The sequence below is a fragment of the Schumannella soli genome, assembly GCF_006517435.1.
Classification (GTDB): Bacteria; Actinomycetota; Actinomycetes; order Actinomycetales; family Microbacteriaceae; genus Schumannella; species Schumannella soli.
This window is the reverse complement of record NZ_VHQG01000004.1, coordinates 480,679-494,261: the sequence shown is the minus strand read 5'-3', so window position 1 is coordinate 494,261 and position 13,583 is coordinate 480,679. Positions and strand designations below refer to the sequence as shown.

Annotated in this window: 14 protein-coding genes; 10 read left to right on the top strand and 4 right to left on the bottom strand. The window is 72.4% G+C overall.

Translation table 11 applies throughout. The features are described 5' to 3' along the window. Window positions 1-633: 633 nt before the first annotated feature. Window positions 634-1,479, bottom strand: coding sequence for a hypothetical protein (locus FJ657_RS15100; RefSeq protein WP_141164523.1), 846 nt, complete (start codon window positions 1,477-1,479; stop codon window positions 634-636). Between FJ657_RS15100 and FJ657_RS15095 the strand changes: the two genes are divergently transcribed. From FJ657_RS15095 to FJ657_RS15055, 9 genes are all read left to right on the top strand, one after another. Then, the gene (locus FJ657_RS15095; RefSeq protein ID WP_141164522.1) at window positions 1,438-2,856 is read left to right on the top strand and encodes a tetratricopeptide repeat protein; all 1,419 of its coding nucleotides are present in this window, start codon (window positions 1,438-1,440) and stop codon (window positions 2,854-2,856) included. The genes FJ657_RS15100 and FJ657_RS15095 overlap by 42 nt on opposite strands. After that, entirely contained in the window at window positions 2,853-3,869 is a 1,017-nt protein-coding gene (locus tag FJ657_RS15090) for an HAD-IIA family hydrolase (RefSeq protein ID WP_141164521.1), read from the top strand. Before FJ657_RS15095 ends, FJ657_RS15090 begins: the two co-directional genes overlap by 4 nt. 37 nt (window positions 3,870-3,906) lie before the next feature. Then, entirely contained in the window at window positions 3,907-4,251 is a 345-nt protein-coding gene (locus FJ657_RS15085; protein ID WP_141164520.1) for a hypothetical protein, read from the top strand. A 17-nt stretch (window positions 4,252-4,268) separates the two neighbouring features. Then, the gene (locus FJ657_RS15080) at window positions 4,269-5,108 is read left to right on the top strand and encodes a TlyA family RNA methyltransferase (protein WP_255447367.1); all 840 of its coding nucleotides are present in this window, start codon (window positions 4,269-4,271) and stop codon (window positions 5,106-5,108) included. 64 nt (window positions 5,109-5,172) lie between these two features. Continuing rightward, window positions 5,173-6,093 carry an NAD kinase gene (locus FJ657_RS15075; RefSeq protein WP_141164518.1) on the top strand — a complete coding sequence of 307 codons (921 nt, stop codon included), beginning with the start codon at window positions 5,173-5,175 and terminating at the stop codon, window positions 6,091-6,093. After that, entirely contained in the window at window positions 6,090-7,805 is a 1,716-nt protein-coding gene (gene recN / locus FJ657_RS15070; RefSeq protein ID WP_141164517.1) for a DNA repair protein RecN, read from the top strand. The genes FJ657_RS15075 and recN overlap by 4 nt, the downstream gene beginning before the upstream one ends. 120 nt (window positions 7,806-7,925) lie before the next feature. Next, window positions 7,926-9,680, top strand: a complete 1,755-nt coding sequence (gene pyrG / locus FJ657_RS15065; protein ID WP_141164516.1) for a CTP synthase — start codon at window positions 7,926-7,928, stop codon at window positions 9,678-9,680. A 112-nt stretch (window positions 9,681-9,792) separates the two neighbouring features. Then, window positions 9,793-10,395 carry an NUDIX domain-containing protein gene (locus FJ657_RS15060; protein WP_141164515.1) on the top strand — a complete coding sequence of 201 codons (603 nt, stop codon included), beginning with the start codon at window positions 9,793-9,795 and terminating at the stop codon, window positions 10,393-10,395. Continuing rightward, window positions 10,379-11,377, top strand: a complete 999-nt coding sequence (locus tag FJ657_RS15055) for a site-specific tyrosine recombinase XerD (protein WP_141164514.1) — start codon at window positions 10,379-10,381, stop codon at window positions 11,375-11,377. Before FJ657_RS15060 ends, FJ657_RS15055 begins: the two co-directional genes overlap by 17 nt. 206 nt (window positions 11,378-11,583) lie before the next feature. Here FJ657_RS15055 and FJ657_RS15050 read toward each other — a convergent pair whose 3' ends face one another. Genes FJ657_RS15050 through FJ657_RS15040 form a run of 3 tightly spaced genes read right to left on the bottom strand, consistent with a single transcriptional unit; the run spans window position 11,584 to window position 12,499 of the window. After that, on the bottom strand, window positions 11,584-11,853 hold the full coding sequence (locus tag FJ657_RS15050) for a GlsB/YeaQ/YmgE family stress response membrane protein (RefSeq protein WP_141162048.1): 270 nt from the start codon (window positions 11,851-11,853) through the stop codon (window positions 11,584-11,586). A gap of 47 nt (window positions 11,854-11,900) precedes the next feature. Continuing rightward, window positions 11,901-12,311 (bottom strand): hypothetical protein, encoded by a 411-nt coding sequence (locus tag FJ657_RS15045; RefSeq protein ID WP_141164513.1) that lies wholly within the window; start codon window positions 12,309-12,311, stop codon window positions 11,901-11,903. Then, window positions 12,311-12,499, bottom strand: a complete 189-nt coding sequence (locus tag FJ657_RS15040; protein WP_141164512.1) for a hypothetical protein — start codon at window positions 12,497-12,499, stop codon at window positions 12,311-12,313. The genes FJ657_RS15045 and FJ657_RS15040 overlap by 1 nt, the downstream gene beginning before the upstream one ends. A 206-nt stretch (window positions 12,500-12,705) precedes the next feature. Between FJ657_RS15040 and FJ657_RS15035 the strand changes: the two genes are divergently transcribed. Beyond that, a complete protein-coding gene (locus FJ657_RS15035; RefSeq protein WP_219995937.1) occupies window positions 12,706-13,545 on the top strand; it encodes a TIGR03620 family F420-dependent LLM class oxidoreductase in 840 nt (279 codons plus the stop codon). The last annotated feature ends 38 nt before the right edge of the window (window positions 13,546-13,583 follow it).

Below are 13,583 nucleotides of genomic sequence, written 5' to 3'. Positions count from 1 at the left end.
GGGACCTCGTGGGAGAGTAGGACACCGCCGGACTTCTTTCGGGAAATGGCCATCCAGGATTCTGGATGGCCATTTTCTGTTTAAGGCACCATGCTCCTTGAAGGAGCGCGCCGGAAGCTCGTTGTCGACTGCCGGTACCCACCAGAAGGAGTCGAGATGAGCGACCAGGACGACCGAGACCGCGACGAGCAGCGTCGCGAGCGACGCGACAACGATCGCGATCGCGGTTCGAGCGGCGATCGTGGTTCGCGCTACGGCAACGACCGGCCGGCGGATCGCGGGCCTCGTGGCGGCTCTTCTCGCGGTGGCGCCAGCAGTGGCTCGCGCGGGTACGGACGTGATGATCGTGCCGGCGGTGGGGATCGCGGCGGCAGCTCCGATCGTCGTCCCTACCGTGGTGGCGATGGATCGGGGTCGCGCGGATCGTCGGAGCGCGGTGGCTACGGCGGTCGCGGCGTTCGTCGCTCCGACCGCGGCGGCTCAGCCGACCGCGCAGGACGTTCTTTCGACCGCAACGGTTCTGGGGGCGGTGGGTCCTTTGGCGGCGATCGTGGTGGGCGTTCTGGTGACGGCTACGGTGATCGACCGCGTCGTGCCTTCGACGGCGGTGCCGGTCGTGACGGGCAGGGCCGTTCATCTGAGCGAGGTGGCTCCGGCGATCGGGGCGGCCGCTCGTTCGACCGCGCGGCCGGTGGCGATCGCGGAGGGCGTGGTTTCGACCGCAGCGGCGGTGGCGACCGCGGTGGCCGTGGTTTCGATCGCGGTGGCTCCGGTGAGCGTGGTGGGCGCGGGTTCGGTCGCGCCGGCTCGAGTGATCGAGGCGGGCGCTCCTTCGACCGTCCCTCGGGCGGTGACCGCGGTGGTAGTGGTTTCGACCGACGGGACGCGAGTGACCGCGGAGCCCGCGGGTTCGATCGAAACGGCGCTGACGACCGTGGCGGCCGTTCTTTCGACCGTCGCGACGGTGGTCGCGGATCGCGCGGTTTCGACCGCGGTGCATCCGGTGATCGTGGCGGTCGTACCTTCGACCGGGGTGGCTCGGGCGATCGTGAGCGACGGAGTTTCGATCGCGGCGGCTCGGGCGACGGCGAGCGTCGCGGCTTCGATCGCTCGGGTTCCGGCGACCGTGGTGGCCGCAGCTTCGACCGCGGCGGCGATCGCGGTGGGCGGACGTACGGCCGCGACGGCGACCGCCCGCGTCGCGATGGTGACGGTGGTCAGCGCTGGGATCGCGGACGTCCGGACTCCGGCGACCGCCCGCGCCGCGACGACGACCGTCGCGGATTCCGCGGGGGGATCGGCGAGGACGGCACGACGCGCCACGACGATCCGTTCATCCCCGAGGACGTCGCGGCCAACCAACTCGACAAGGTCGCGCGTGCTGAGCTCAAGACCCTCAGCAAGGACAACGCCGACTGGGTGGCGAAGCACCTCGTCATGGCCGGCCGTCTGATCGACGACGACGCCGAACTGGCGCACAAGCACGCCCTGTCGGCCGGTCGTCGAGCCGGACGCATCGCCGTCGTCCGCGAGTCGGTGGCGATCACGGCATACGCGATCGGCGACTTCGCTCTCGCGCTGCGCGAGCTGCGCACCTACCGCCGGCTGAGCGGCAGCAACGACCAGATCGCCCTCATGGTCGACAGCGAGCGTGGAGTCGGCCGCCCCGAGCGTGCGCTCGAACTCGGTCGGTCGGTCGAGCGCTCCGAGCTGAGCGTGCCGGTTCAGGTCAGCCTGGCCATCGCCATGTCGGGCGCACGCCTCGATCTCGGTCAGGCCGAGCAGGCGCTCGAAGAGCTCGAGATCCCTCAGCTCGACCCGCGGCGCGCGTTCAGCTGGAGCCCCGACCTCTTCGACGCCTATGCGATCGTGCTCGAGGAACTCGGCCGCAGCCAGGAGGCGGAGGAGTGGTACCAGCGCTCGGCCTACGCCAGCGAAGCACTCGAAGAAGCAGCGGACGACGGCACGGTCGAGATCGTCGAAGAGGAGATCGAGTGGCCGTCCGACGACGACGAGTCGGATGCTGTCGAGGCGGCTGGACCGGCTGACGATGACGTGGCGAACCAGACCGATTCGGATGACGTCGTGCCGACCACGGGCGCCGACGTCGTCGACGGCGAGCCGGTGAGCGGCGAGGCGGTCGCAGAGATCGACTCCCGGTCTGCGGTGCAGGGCATCGACGCGGATACCGCGACGCCGGTCGAGGAAGAGGTCGAATCCACTCCGACGGCCAAGCGCTCGCGCGGAAAGGCTGCCGTGGCGACGGAGGAGGAGACCTCTGCCGACGCGGAGGCGAAGCCTGCCGCTGCTGCGCGCACGCGGAAGACGAAGGCGGCCGATGCGGCTGACGCCGAGACCGTGACGCCGAAGCCGCGGACCCGAGCCAAGGCCGCTGCGGTGAGCGACGAGGCGGCCGATCCCGCTGCGGAGCCGAAGCCGGCGGCCAAGACCCGTGCCCGCGCGACGGCGACGGCCGACGAGGCGACCGAGGCGGAGCCGGTGGCGGCGAAGCCCCGTGCCCGGGCGAAGAAGGCATCTTCGGTCGAGGGCACCGTGGAAGCGAAGCCGGCGAGCAAGCCGCGCAGCCGCGCGAAGAAGGCGTCCGCGGTCGAGGAGACTGCGGAGTCGGCACCTGCCTCCAAGCCGGCCCGCGCGAAGGCCGCGCCGAAGGCGACGGCTGCCGAGGCGGACGAGCCGACGACGCCGGCGGCGAAGCCCCGCACTCGGGCCACGACCACGACCAGGGCCAAGGCCGCGGCGAAAGCGGGCGCGACCGCTGAAGCGACCCCCGTGAAGAAGTCCACGCGCAAGCGCGCGTCGGCGAGGGCCGATGACGCGACGGGGGAGACGGCGTGAGCCGCGCATCCACCACGCCGCTCGACGGCATCGATCTGGTGCTGGCCGACCTCGACGGAGTCGTCTACAAGGGCGCGGGAGCGATCCCGCACGCAGTCGAGTCGCTGAACGCGGCGCAGGCGAGCGTCAAGGTCGGCTACGTCACGAACAACGCCTCGCGCACGGCCGAGAGCGTCGCCGGTCACCTGAGCGAGCTCGGGCTGACGGTCGCGACCGACGACGTCGTGACCTCGCCGCAGGCGGCCATCGTGCTGCTGCAGCAGCTCGCGCCCGCCGGATCCACGATCCTCGTGATCGGCGGGGAGGGGCTGACCAGCGTCGTCGAGGCGGCCGGGTTCACCGTCACGCGGTCGGCCGACGACGCGCCCGCGGCGGTCATCCAGGGCTTCGCGCCCGAGGTCGGCTGGAAGGACCTCGCCGAGGCCGCCTTCGCGCTGAAGACGCCGGAGGCCGAGGGCGGCATCCCGTGGGTCGCCACGAACACCGACTGGACGATCCCCGTCGCGCGCGGCATCGCCCCGGGCAACGGCACGCTCGTGTCGGCCGTGCACACGGCGGTCGGGCGTCTGCCCGTCGTCGCGGGCAAGCCGGAGCGCGCGATCTTCGACGCCGCCATCCAGCGTTTCGGCTCGACGTCGGCTCTGTTCATCGGCGACCGTCTCGACACCGACATCATCGGCGCGAACCGCGCGGGGCTGCGCTCGGTGCACGTCCTCACGGGCATCGACCGGGCGAAGCAGCTGCTGCCCGCGGATGCCGACTCGCGCCCCGACTTCATCCTCGGCGACCTGCGCGAGCTCGCGCAGCCGTATCCCGAGCAGATCGTGAAGAAGGGACTCGGCGGCGTCGTCAAGCACCGCAGCGGCGACGCGGAGGTCGTGCTCGACGGCAGCGCGGTCACGCTGACGAAGCGCGGCAGCGAGGTCGACAACATCCGCGCCGGCACGGCGGCGGTGTGGGGATCGGGCAAGCCGATCTACGCGCTCGACGTCGACGCGGCGCTCTACAGCTGACCCGGCGAATCCGGCACTCGCGGCTATATTCGGCATGATGAGCGACTCCGACGAGCAGGCGACCGGCGCCGACACCCGCGACGGTGCGGCGGCGTCGAGCACAGCGGACGCCCCGGACTCGCCTGGCGTACAGGATGCGGGCGCGGATCGTCCGGATTCCGCATCGCCCGAGCTGGCCGTGCCCGACTCCTCGGAGCCCGACGCGACCCGGCAGAGTGCGGATCGCGATGCCGACGAGGTGACCGGAAGCGGCGACGGCCTGCTGTCGCGCCTGCGGGTCATCGAGGACCAGCCGCTCGAGAGCCGGGCTGCGGCGCTGACGCAGATCCACGACGAGCTGCGCACGCGCCTCGAAGCGAGTGACACCCCGCGCGGTCACTGATGGTCGGCGACGCCCGCGTGGATGACGGCCGGGACGGCGCCGGTGATGACGGCACACCGCCTGCTGCGCCGATCCGTCTCGATGCCGAGCTCGTGCGCCGCGGTCTCGCCCGCTCGCGCGGCGCCGCGCAGACGGCGATCGCCGAGGGGCGGGTGCGGGTCGACGGGCGGCCGGCCGACAAGTCCTCGCTGAAGGTGGATGCGGCATCCGCCCTCGAGGTCGAGGGCGACGACGGCTACGTGAGCCGGGCGGCGCACAAGCTCCTCGCGGCGCTCGACGGCTTCGGCGTGGATGCCGGCGGACGTGACGCGCTCGACGTCGGCGCGTCGACGGGCGGCTTCACGCAGGTGCTGCTCGAACGCGGGGCGCGGCGCGTCGCCGCGCTCGACGTCGGTCACGGGCAGCTGGTCAACGCGCTGCGCGCCGACGAGCGCGTCGTCGTGGTCGAGGGCGAGAACGCCCGGGAGCTGACCGCGGCGCGGCTCGCCGAGCTGACCGGTGGACCCGAGCGCCCCGACCTCATCGTGGGCGATCTGTCCTTCATCTCGCTCGCGCTCGTGCTGCCCGCCCTGCGCGCGGTCGCACATCCCGACGCCGACCTGCTGCTGCTCGTGAAGCCGCAGTTCGAGGTCGGCAAGGGCGGGGTGAAAGAGGGGATCGTCCGCGATCGCGGGGCCCGTCACGCGGCGCTGCGCGCCGTGCTCGCGAGCGCCGCGCAGACAGGTCTCGACGCGCGCGGAGTCCTCTCCTCCCCAGTCGTGGGTTCGTCGGGAAATCAGGAGTACCTCGTGCACTGGACCGCGGGAGCGGGTGCCGATCCGACAGAATGGGACGAGGCGATCGCGCTTCTCCCGTAGGCCTCTCCCTCGGGGCGGCGCGCGCCTCCTCAGACTGACACCGCCGAAGCCGGAGGGAGCCCGGATGCCCGACCGCCACATCCTCGTCGTCGCTCACACGGGGCGTGCCGACTCGCTCGAAGCGGGCCTGCTCGTCTGCCGACAGCTGATCGATGCGGGGATCACGCCGGTGGTGTCCGACGACGAGCAGGCGGATCTGCGTGCCGCGGATCCGACGCTCACCCAGCTCGCGCTGCTCGGTCGCGACGTCGCGATCGGCGACCTCGAGCTGGTGATCGTGCTCGGCGGCGACGGCACGATCCTGCGCGCGGCCGAGATCGCGCGGGGAGGCTCGGCGCCGCTGCTGGGTGTGAATCTCGGGCACGTCGGCTTCCTCGCCGAGGCCGAGCGCGAAGACCTGACCGAGACCGTGCGGCGCGCGCTCGCGCGTGACTACACGGTCGAGGAGCGCATGACGGTCTGGGTGCGGGTGAAGAAGTCGGACCAGGTGGTCTACGAGACATGGGCGCTCAACGAGGTCTCGGTCGAGAAGGCCAGCCGCGAGCGCTCGCTGGAGGTCGCCGTCGAGGTCGACGGGCGTCCGCTCTCGACCTTCGGCTGCGACGGCGTCGTGATGTCGACGCCGACGGGGTCGACCGCCTACTCCTTCTCGGCGGGCGGGCCCGTGGTCTGGCCGAGCGTCGACGCGCTGCTCATGGTGCCGCTGTCGGCGCACGCGCTGTTCGCGCGTCCGCTCGTGGTCGGGCCGGATTCGGCGCTCGCGGTCGAGCTGCTCGAGCGCTCGGCGGGCGCCGGCGTGATCTGGGCCGACGGGCGCCGCACCTTCGACCTGCCGCCGGGCGCGCGCGTCGTCGTCAAGCGCTCGCCCGAGCCCGTGCGTCTGGCGCGCCTCTCCGACAGTGTGTTCACCGATCGCCTGGTGGGCAAGTTCGCCCTGCCGGTGACCGGATGGCGCGGACCCGACAGCGAGGAGGCGCCGGCGTGATCGAGGAGATCTCCATCCGCGACCTCGGGGTGATCCGCGAGGCCGTGCTGCCACTCGGTCCCGGGTTCACCGCGCTCACCGGCGAGACCGGCGCGGGCAAGACGATGGTCGTGACCGCCCTCGGGCTGCTGCTCGGCGCCCGCTCGGATGCCGGCAGTGTGCGCAGCGGCGCCGGCGCGGCCGTGGTCGAGGGGCGCTGGAGCGTCGCCGATCCGAGCCCGGTCGCCGAGCGCGTGCGCGACGCCGGCGGCGACCTCGACGAGGTCATCGACGGCCGCGGCGAGCTGCTGCTGAGCCGCTCGGTGTCGAGCGAGGGACGCAGTCGCGCGACCGTCGGCGGCCGCTCGGCTCCCGTCGGCGTGCTGGGCGAGCTGGGCGAACGGCTGGTCGTCGTGCACGGCCAGTCGGATCAGCTGCGGCTCACGTCGGCGACCGCGCAGCGCGAGGCGCTCGACCGTCACGCAGGCCCGGAGCTGGCCGCGAAGCTCGACGACTACCGTGCGGGATTCGATCGCTGGCAGCGCGCCCGCGCCGAGCTCGACGTGCTGACCACCGAGCGGGATCGCCGCATCCGCGAAGCCGTCGACCTGCGTGCGGCGCTCGACGAGATCGAGACGCTCGCCCCGCAGCGCGGGGAGGACCAGGAGCTGGCCGAGACGGCCGAGCGGCTGACCAATCACGAGGAGCTGCGACTCGCCGCGAGCGAGGCGCAGCAGGCCATCTCCTCGCAGGAGATCGACGGCGGGACGGATGCCGTCGCGCTGATCGAGGCGGCGCGACGTGCGCTCGAACGCGGCGGCGCTCACGACCCCGAGCTCGCCGCGATCGGCGAGTCGGCGGCCGAGTTGTCCTTCGGCCTGAGCGACCTGTCGGCGCGGCTCTCGACCTACCTCGCCTCGCTCGAGGGCGACTCGGCGCGCGAGCTCGAGGCGATCCAGGAGCGGCGTGCGGCGCTCGGCGGACTCGCCCGCCGCTTCGGCCCGACCGTGGACGACGTCGTCGACTTCGCCGAGACCGGCGGCACGCGCCTGCTCGAGCTCGACGGCGACGAGGACCGCATCGCCGAGCTCGGGCGCGAGGCCGAGGAGGGCCTCGCCGAGGTCGAGGCGCTCGCCGACGCGATCAGCGCGCTGCGCCGCACGGCCGCCGAGCAGCTCGCTGCCGCCGTCACCACCGAGCTCGCCGCGCTCGCGATGCCCGATGCGCGACTGCACATCGAGGTGACCGAGCGCGAGCTGGGCACGAGCGGACGCGACGCTGTCGCGATCCTGCTGCAGCCGCATCCCGGAACCGAGCCGCGGTCGATCGCCAAGGGCGCGTCAGGCGGCGAGCTCTCGCGCGTGATGCTCGCGATCGAGGTCGTGCTCGCCGGCAGCGACCCGGTTCCGACCTTCGTCTTCGACGAGGTGGATGCCGGCGTCGGCGGCGCCTCGGCGATCGAGATCGGGCGCCGCCTGCAGCGGCTCGCGACCTCGGCGCAGGTGATCGTGGTCACGCACCTCGCGCAGGTCGCCGCCTTCGCCACGAACCACCTCGCGGTCGTCAAGAGCACCGACGGCGCCATCACGGCGAGCGACGTGCGCGCCCTCGACGGCGAAGAGCGGCTCTCGGAGATGGCGCGCCTGCTCAGCGGACTCGCCGACTCCGACTCGGGGCTCGCGCACGCGCGCGAGCTGCTCGAGGTCGCCGAGGCGGCGGCACAGGAACGCTGAGCGCGCCGGAAGACCGAGCGCGCCGGAAGACCGAGCGCGCGGCGTCGCGACCGGATCGTGATCGAGACCGACCGCATCCGGGCGAGTGCGAAGCCGCGCAGTGGGATACGCTGAGAACCCGTGGTGAACAACTCGGAGCGGCAGACGACCAAGCACATCTTCGTGACCGGAGGTGTCGTCTCGTCCCTCGGGAAGGGCCTCACCGCCGCGAGTCTGGGCAATCTGCTCACCGCGCGCGGACTGCGCGTCGTGATGCAGAAGCTGGATCCCTATCTGAACGTGGATCCCGGCACCATGAACCCCTTCCAGCACGGCGAGGTCTTCGTGACCGACGACGGCGCCGAGACCGACCTCGACATCGGTCACTACGAGCGCTTCCTCGGGATCGACCTCGATCAGGCCGCGAACGTCACCACCGGCCAGATCTACTCGAACGTGATCGCCAAGGAGCGTCGCGGAGAGTACCTCGGCGACACCGTGCAGGTCATCCCGCACATCACCGACGAGATCAAGCGCCGCATGCGCCTGCAGGCCGTGCCGCCGGAGGACGGCACCCCCGCCCCCGACGTGATCATCACCGAGATCGGCGGCACCGTCGGCGACATCGAGTCGCAGCCCTTCATCGAGGCCGCCCGCCAGATCCGCCACGAGCTCACCCGCCGCAACGTCTTCTTCGTGCACGTGTCGCTCGTGCCCTACATGGGCGCCTCGGGCGAGCAGAAGACCAAGCCCACCCAGCACTCCGTCGCCGCGCTGCGCTCGATCGGCATCCAGCCGGATGCGCTCGTGCTGCGCAGCGACCGCCCGGTCAGCGAGTCGAACAAGCGCAAGATCGCGCTCATGTGCGACGTCGAGGAGCACGCCGTCGTCAACGCGATCGACGTGCCGTCGATCTACGACATCCCCACGATGCTGACCGACCAGGGCCTCGACGGCTACATCATCGAGCAGCTCGGCCTCTCGACGGCGACCGCGGTCGACTGGAGCCACTGGTCGGGCGTGCTCAAGGCCGTGCACGAGCCCAAGCACGAGGTCACGATCGCCCTCGTCGGCAAGTACATCGACCTGCCCGACGCCTACCTCTCGGTCACCGAGGCGCTGCGCGCCGGCGGCTTCGCGCACGAGGCGAAGGTCAGCATCCGCTGGGTCCCGTCCGACGAATGCGAGACGCCCGAGGGCGCCGAGCGCCTGCTGGGCGACGTCGACGGCATCTGCGTGCCCGGCGGATTCGGCGTGCGCGGCATCGAGGGCAAGCTCGGCGCGCTGCGCTTCGCCCGCGAGAACGGCATCCCGACCCTCGGTCTCTGCCTCGGACTGCAGTGCATGGTCATCGAGTACGCCCGTCACAAGGCGGAGCTGCCCGGCGCCTCGTCGACCGAGTTCGACCCCGACACCGAGTTCCCGGTGATCGCGACCATGGCCGAGCAGGTCGACATCATCGCCGGCGGCGACCTGGGCGGCACCATGCGCCTCGGCCTCTACAACGCCGACCTCACCGAGGGATCGATCGTGTCGGAGCTGTACGGTGCGACCACCGCGGCCGAGCGCCACCGCCACCGCTACGAGGTCAACAACGCCTACCGCGACCGCATCGCCGAGGCCGGCCTCGTGTTCTCGGGTATCTCGCCCGACCGCACCCTGGTCGAGTACGTCGAGCTGCCGCGCGAGGTACACCCCTTCTACGTCGCCACGCAGGCGCATCCCGAGCTGCGTTCGCGCCCGAACCGTCCGCACCCGCTGTTCCGCGGGCTGGTCGGCGCGGCGCTCGAGCGCCAGCGCGCCTCGCGGCTGTTCGAGGTCGCCGAGGCCGAGAACGGCGCCGCCGCCGCGCAGGGCCAGACCGGCGAGGCCCAGACCGCTGAGGTCGACGCCTGACCTGAGATCACGTCGACGGCCCGCCTCGGGTGAACCGGGAGCGGGCCGTCGGCATCCACCGCCCGAACTCCGCGCGACACGACGCGCGGCTCGCGAACAGCACGGAGGCACGATGAGCGACTCGACCGACCTGGATGCGCTGCGCACCCGCCTCGAGACCGGCGAGCTGGCCGACCTGCCCGACCCGGCGCGCATCGTGTCGAGCGAGACCGTGTTCGACGGGCACATCTGGGATGTGAAGCGCGAGCGCTTCGCCTTCGGCGACGGCGAGCTGACGCGCGAGTTCGTCGCCCACACCGGCGCCGTCGCGGTGCTGGCGCTCGACGAGCAGGACCGGGTGCTGCTGATCAACCAGTACCGGCATCCGATCCGCACCCGCGACTGGGAGCTGCCCGCCGGCCTGCTCGACATCGAGGGCGAGGAGCCGCAGACGGCGGCTGCCCGTGAACTCGCCGAGGAGACGGATCTCGCGGCCGCCGAGTGGGAGCCGCTTGCGACCTTCCACACGACGCCGGGCGGCAGCGACGAGCTGCTGCGCGTGTACCTGGCGCGCGGGCTGAGCTCGATCGCAGCTTTCGACCGCGGCGAGGAGGAGGCGCAGATCGTGCGGCGCTGGGTGCCGATGGATGAGGTCGTGCAGGCGATCCTGGCCGGGCGCCTCAGCAACTCGATCCTGCAGATCGCGGTGCTGACCGCCCATGCCCGCCGCGGCTGACGAACCCGAGGCCGACGGTGCCACCGACGACAGCCCCGCTGCCGTGGCCGCCGACGCCCCGCCGCGTCGCCCGACCGCGCTGGAGCGGCAGCTCGAGCGCTACCTGCGTCACCTCACGATCGAGCGGGGCCGCTCGGAGCACACCGTCGCCGCCTACCGCCGCGACCTGACGCCGTTTCTCGACGCGCTGGGGGAGGGGGATCCGGCCGAGCTGCTGACGGCCGCCGCGATCTCGGCGCACAGTCTCGCGCTGCGGGAGCGCACGCCCGCGCCCGCGGCGTCATCGCTCGCCCGCATCCTCTCGTCGATCCGCGGCTTCGCCCGCTTCCTGGTCGACGAGGGCGTGCTCGACGACGACCCGGCACGCGACGTGCCCGCGCCGAAACTGCCCTCGCGGCTGCCCAAGGCGCTGGCCTACGCGCAGATCGAGCGCCTGCTCGCCGCGGCGGAAGGCGAGGATCCGGTGCGGATGCGCGACCGCGCTCTGCTCGAGCTGCTCTACGCGACGGGCGCCCGGGTGAGCGAGGCAGTCGGGCTGGATGTCGACGACCTGGTCGGGCCGGACGGCGCGGCGGATGCGGTGCGCCTGTTCGGCAAGGGCGGCAAGCAGCGGGTCGTGCCGGTGGGCTCGATGGCGCGGTCGGCGATCGAGGCCTACCTCGTGCGGGCCCGGCCCGAGCTGGCTCGGCGTGGAGCGGCGACCCCGGCGCTGTTCCTCGGCGCGCGCGGCGCGCGGGTGTCGCGGCAGAGCGCGTGGCTGATCATCCGGGCGACGGCGGAGCGTGCGCAGCTCGACGTGGAGCTCTCTCCGCATTCGCTGCGGCACTCCTTCGCCACGCACCTGCTCGAGGGCGGCGCCGATGTGCGCGTCGTGCAGGAGCTGCTCGGCCACGCGAACGTCGCGACCACCCAGATCTACACGCTCGTCACGGCCGACAGCCTGCGTGACGCCTACGTGACAGCGCATCCGCGGGCGCGCTGAGCCGGCGCATCCGATCCGCGGACGCTCTCGCGGCGCCGTGACCGCGAACGGCGAACGGCCCGGTGGACGACGGGATCCGTCATCCACCGGGCCGTTCGCCGGCGGTCAGTGCTGGAGCGCTGTCGTACCGGCCTCGGCAGCGAGGAGCTCGCTGATGTCGATCGGCTCGGTGGGCGGCAGGGCGCCGATGGTCTCGGCGGCGCTCATCAGGCGCGGGCGCCCTTGCGGCCGGTGATGAGGCCGTAGACCAGCAGCACGACGATCGCGCCGACGATGGCGGCGATCCAGGCGCTGAGCGAGAAGAAGCTGGTGTAGACGTTCGCGTCGAAGAAGCCGGCGATCCAGCCGCCGACCATGGCGCCGATGACGCCGAGCACGAGGGTGAGCAGGATGCCGCCGGGCTGCTTGCCGGGAAGGATCAGCTTGGCGATGGCTCCGGCGATGAGGCCGAGGATGAGGAAGGCGATGAAGCTCATGGGAAGGGGGTCCTTTCGTGCGGGGTGGTGATCGGGGGCGTCCGCGGTCAGACCGCGGTGGCGTAGGCGGAGGGGGAGTCGGAAGCGACCGGCACGACCGAGTAGCCGTGCAGGAGTCCGATGCGGTGCAGCTTGGCGAGGCGGTCGGTCATCCGGTCGAAGTAGGCGGCGTCGGCGGGCACCACGGCGCCGTTGTCGAGCTGCACCGGAACGCTGTTGCCGACCTGGCGGGCCCGGGCGATGGAGCCGCGGATGCGGTCGAAGTGATCGAGGCTCTGGCGCACCTTCTCGTCCCAGCCGCGCCAGGCGGCGGCGTTCTCGGTGGAGTGGGCGGCGAGCGCGTTCGCCTGCAGGGTCTCGAGCTGCCAGGCGGCGACCGTGAGCCGGCCGATGGCGCTGAGCGTGGTGCGGTCGGCGGCGACGCGGGCGGTCGCGGTGCGCGAGTCGGTGCTGCTCATCAGCCGACCATGAGGATCAGGCCGACGATGGCCGAGGTGGCGGCCGCGAGACCGGCGATCGCACTCGCGATGATCATGCCGGTGTCGCCGCTGCGGCGGGGAACGAGGGTCGCGGGGGTGGTGCTGCGCCCGACGTGCTGCGTGAGCCGTGTCGGCGCTGCGAAGGTGCGCTCGGTGGCGAGAGTCATGGTCGTCGTCCTTTCGACGGGGTCGACGATATAAGTAGCTAGACAAACTAGTCAAACGGCTAACTAGCTGATTCAGGTTTCGTGAAGGTACGGCCGGTCGTCGGCTCGCGGGCTCGCCTTCCGCTCACAGCGGCGCGATGCGCTGTCGCCCTAACGTGGAAGAGGCCCCTGCGCACCCGGATGCAGGCGGCCGGAGGGGGTACATCGTGAGCTGGAGCGAGCGCATCGGCGAGGTCGGAGTCTGGCGGGGCGCCGCCGACGTGGATGCGGCGCTCGCCGCCGAGATCGAGGGCCTCGGCTTCGGCGCGATCTGGCTGGGCGGTTCGCCGCCCTCCGATCTGCGGGCGGCAGAGGCGCTGCTCGACGCGACCGAGCGCATCGTCGTCGCCACCGGGATCGTGAACATCTGGAAGTCGTCGGCCGAGGAGCTGGCCGCGTCGTGGCAGCGCATCGAGGCGCGGCATCCGGGGCGTCTGCTGCTCGGCATCGGCTCGGGCCACCGCGAGGCGACGCCCGAGCGCGTGCGTCCGCTCGCGGCGATGGGCGCCTACCTCGACGTGCTCGACGCGGGCGGCGTTCCGGTCGGGGCCCGCGTGCTCTCCGCGATGGGACCGAAGTCGCTCACGCTCGCCGCCGAGCGCAGCGCGGGCACGCATCCTTATCTGACCGTGCCGAGCCAGTCGGCCGAGCAGCGGGCCGCGCTCGGCGCGGGCGCGCTCATCGCCCCGGAACAGACGGTCGTGCTCGACGAGGATGCCGCGCGCGCCCGTGAGACCGCTCGCCGGTTCCTCGCCGGCTACCTGAACAAGGCCAACTACGTCGCCTCGATGCAGCGTGCCGGGTTCACGGGGGCCGACACCGACGGGGCAGGCAGTGACCGGCTCGTCGACGAGATCGTCGTGCATGGCTCGACCGCGCGGATCGCGACGGCGGTGCGCGCGCACCTCGAGGCCGGCGCCGACCACGTGTGCGTGCAGGTTCAGCCGGTCGCCGAGCCGCTCGAGACGCTGCGGGCGATCGCGGGGGTGCTCGGGCTGCGCGGCTGAGGCGCGGCCTGCTGCCGCCCGCCCGCCCGCCCGCCGGC

Coding starts and splice junctions, on each gene's coding strand:
- FJ657_RS15055 (WP_141164514.1), top strand. CDS start 10,379: ATGCCCGCCGCGGCTGACGAACCCGAGGCCGACGGTGCCACCGACGAC.
- FJ657_RS15040 (WP_141164512.1), bottom strand. CDS start 12,499: ATGACTCTCGCCACCGAGCGCACCTTCGCAGCGCCGACACGGCTCACG.
- FJ657_RS15085 (WP_141164520.1), top strand. CDS start 3,907: ATGAGCGACTCCGACGAGCAGGCGACCGGCGCCGACACCCGCGACGGT.
- FJ657_RS15095 (WP_141164522.1), top strand. CDS start 1,438: ATGGCCGGCCGTCTGATCGACGACGACGCCGAACTGGCGCACAAGCAC.
- FJ657_RS15075 (WP_141164518.1), top strand. CDS start 5,173: ATGCCCGACCGCCACATCCTCGTCGTCGCTCACACGGGGCGTGCCGAC.
- FJ657_RS15060 (WP_141164515.1), top strand. CDS start 9,793: ATGAGCGACTCGACCGACCTGGATGCGCTGCGCACCCGCCTCGAGACC.
- FJ657_RS15050 (WP_141162048.1), bottom strand. CDS start 11,853: ATGAGCTTCATCGCCTTCCTCATCCTCGGCCTCATCGCCGGAGCCATC.
- FJ657_RS15045 (WP_141164513.1), bottom strand. CDS start 12,311: ATGAGCAGCACCGACTCGCGCACCGCGACCGCCCGCGTCGCCGCCGAC.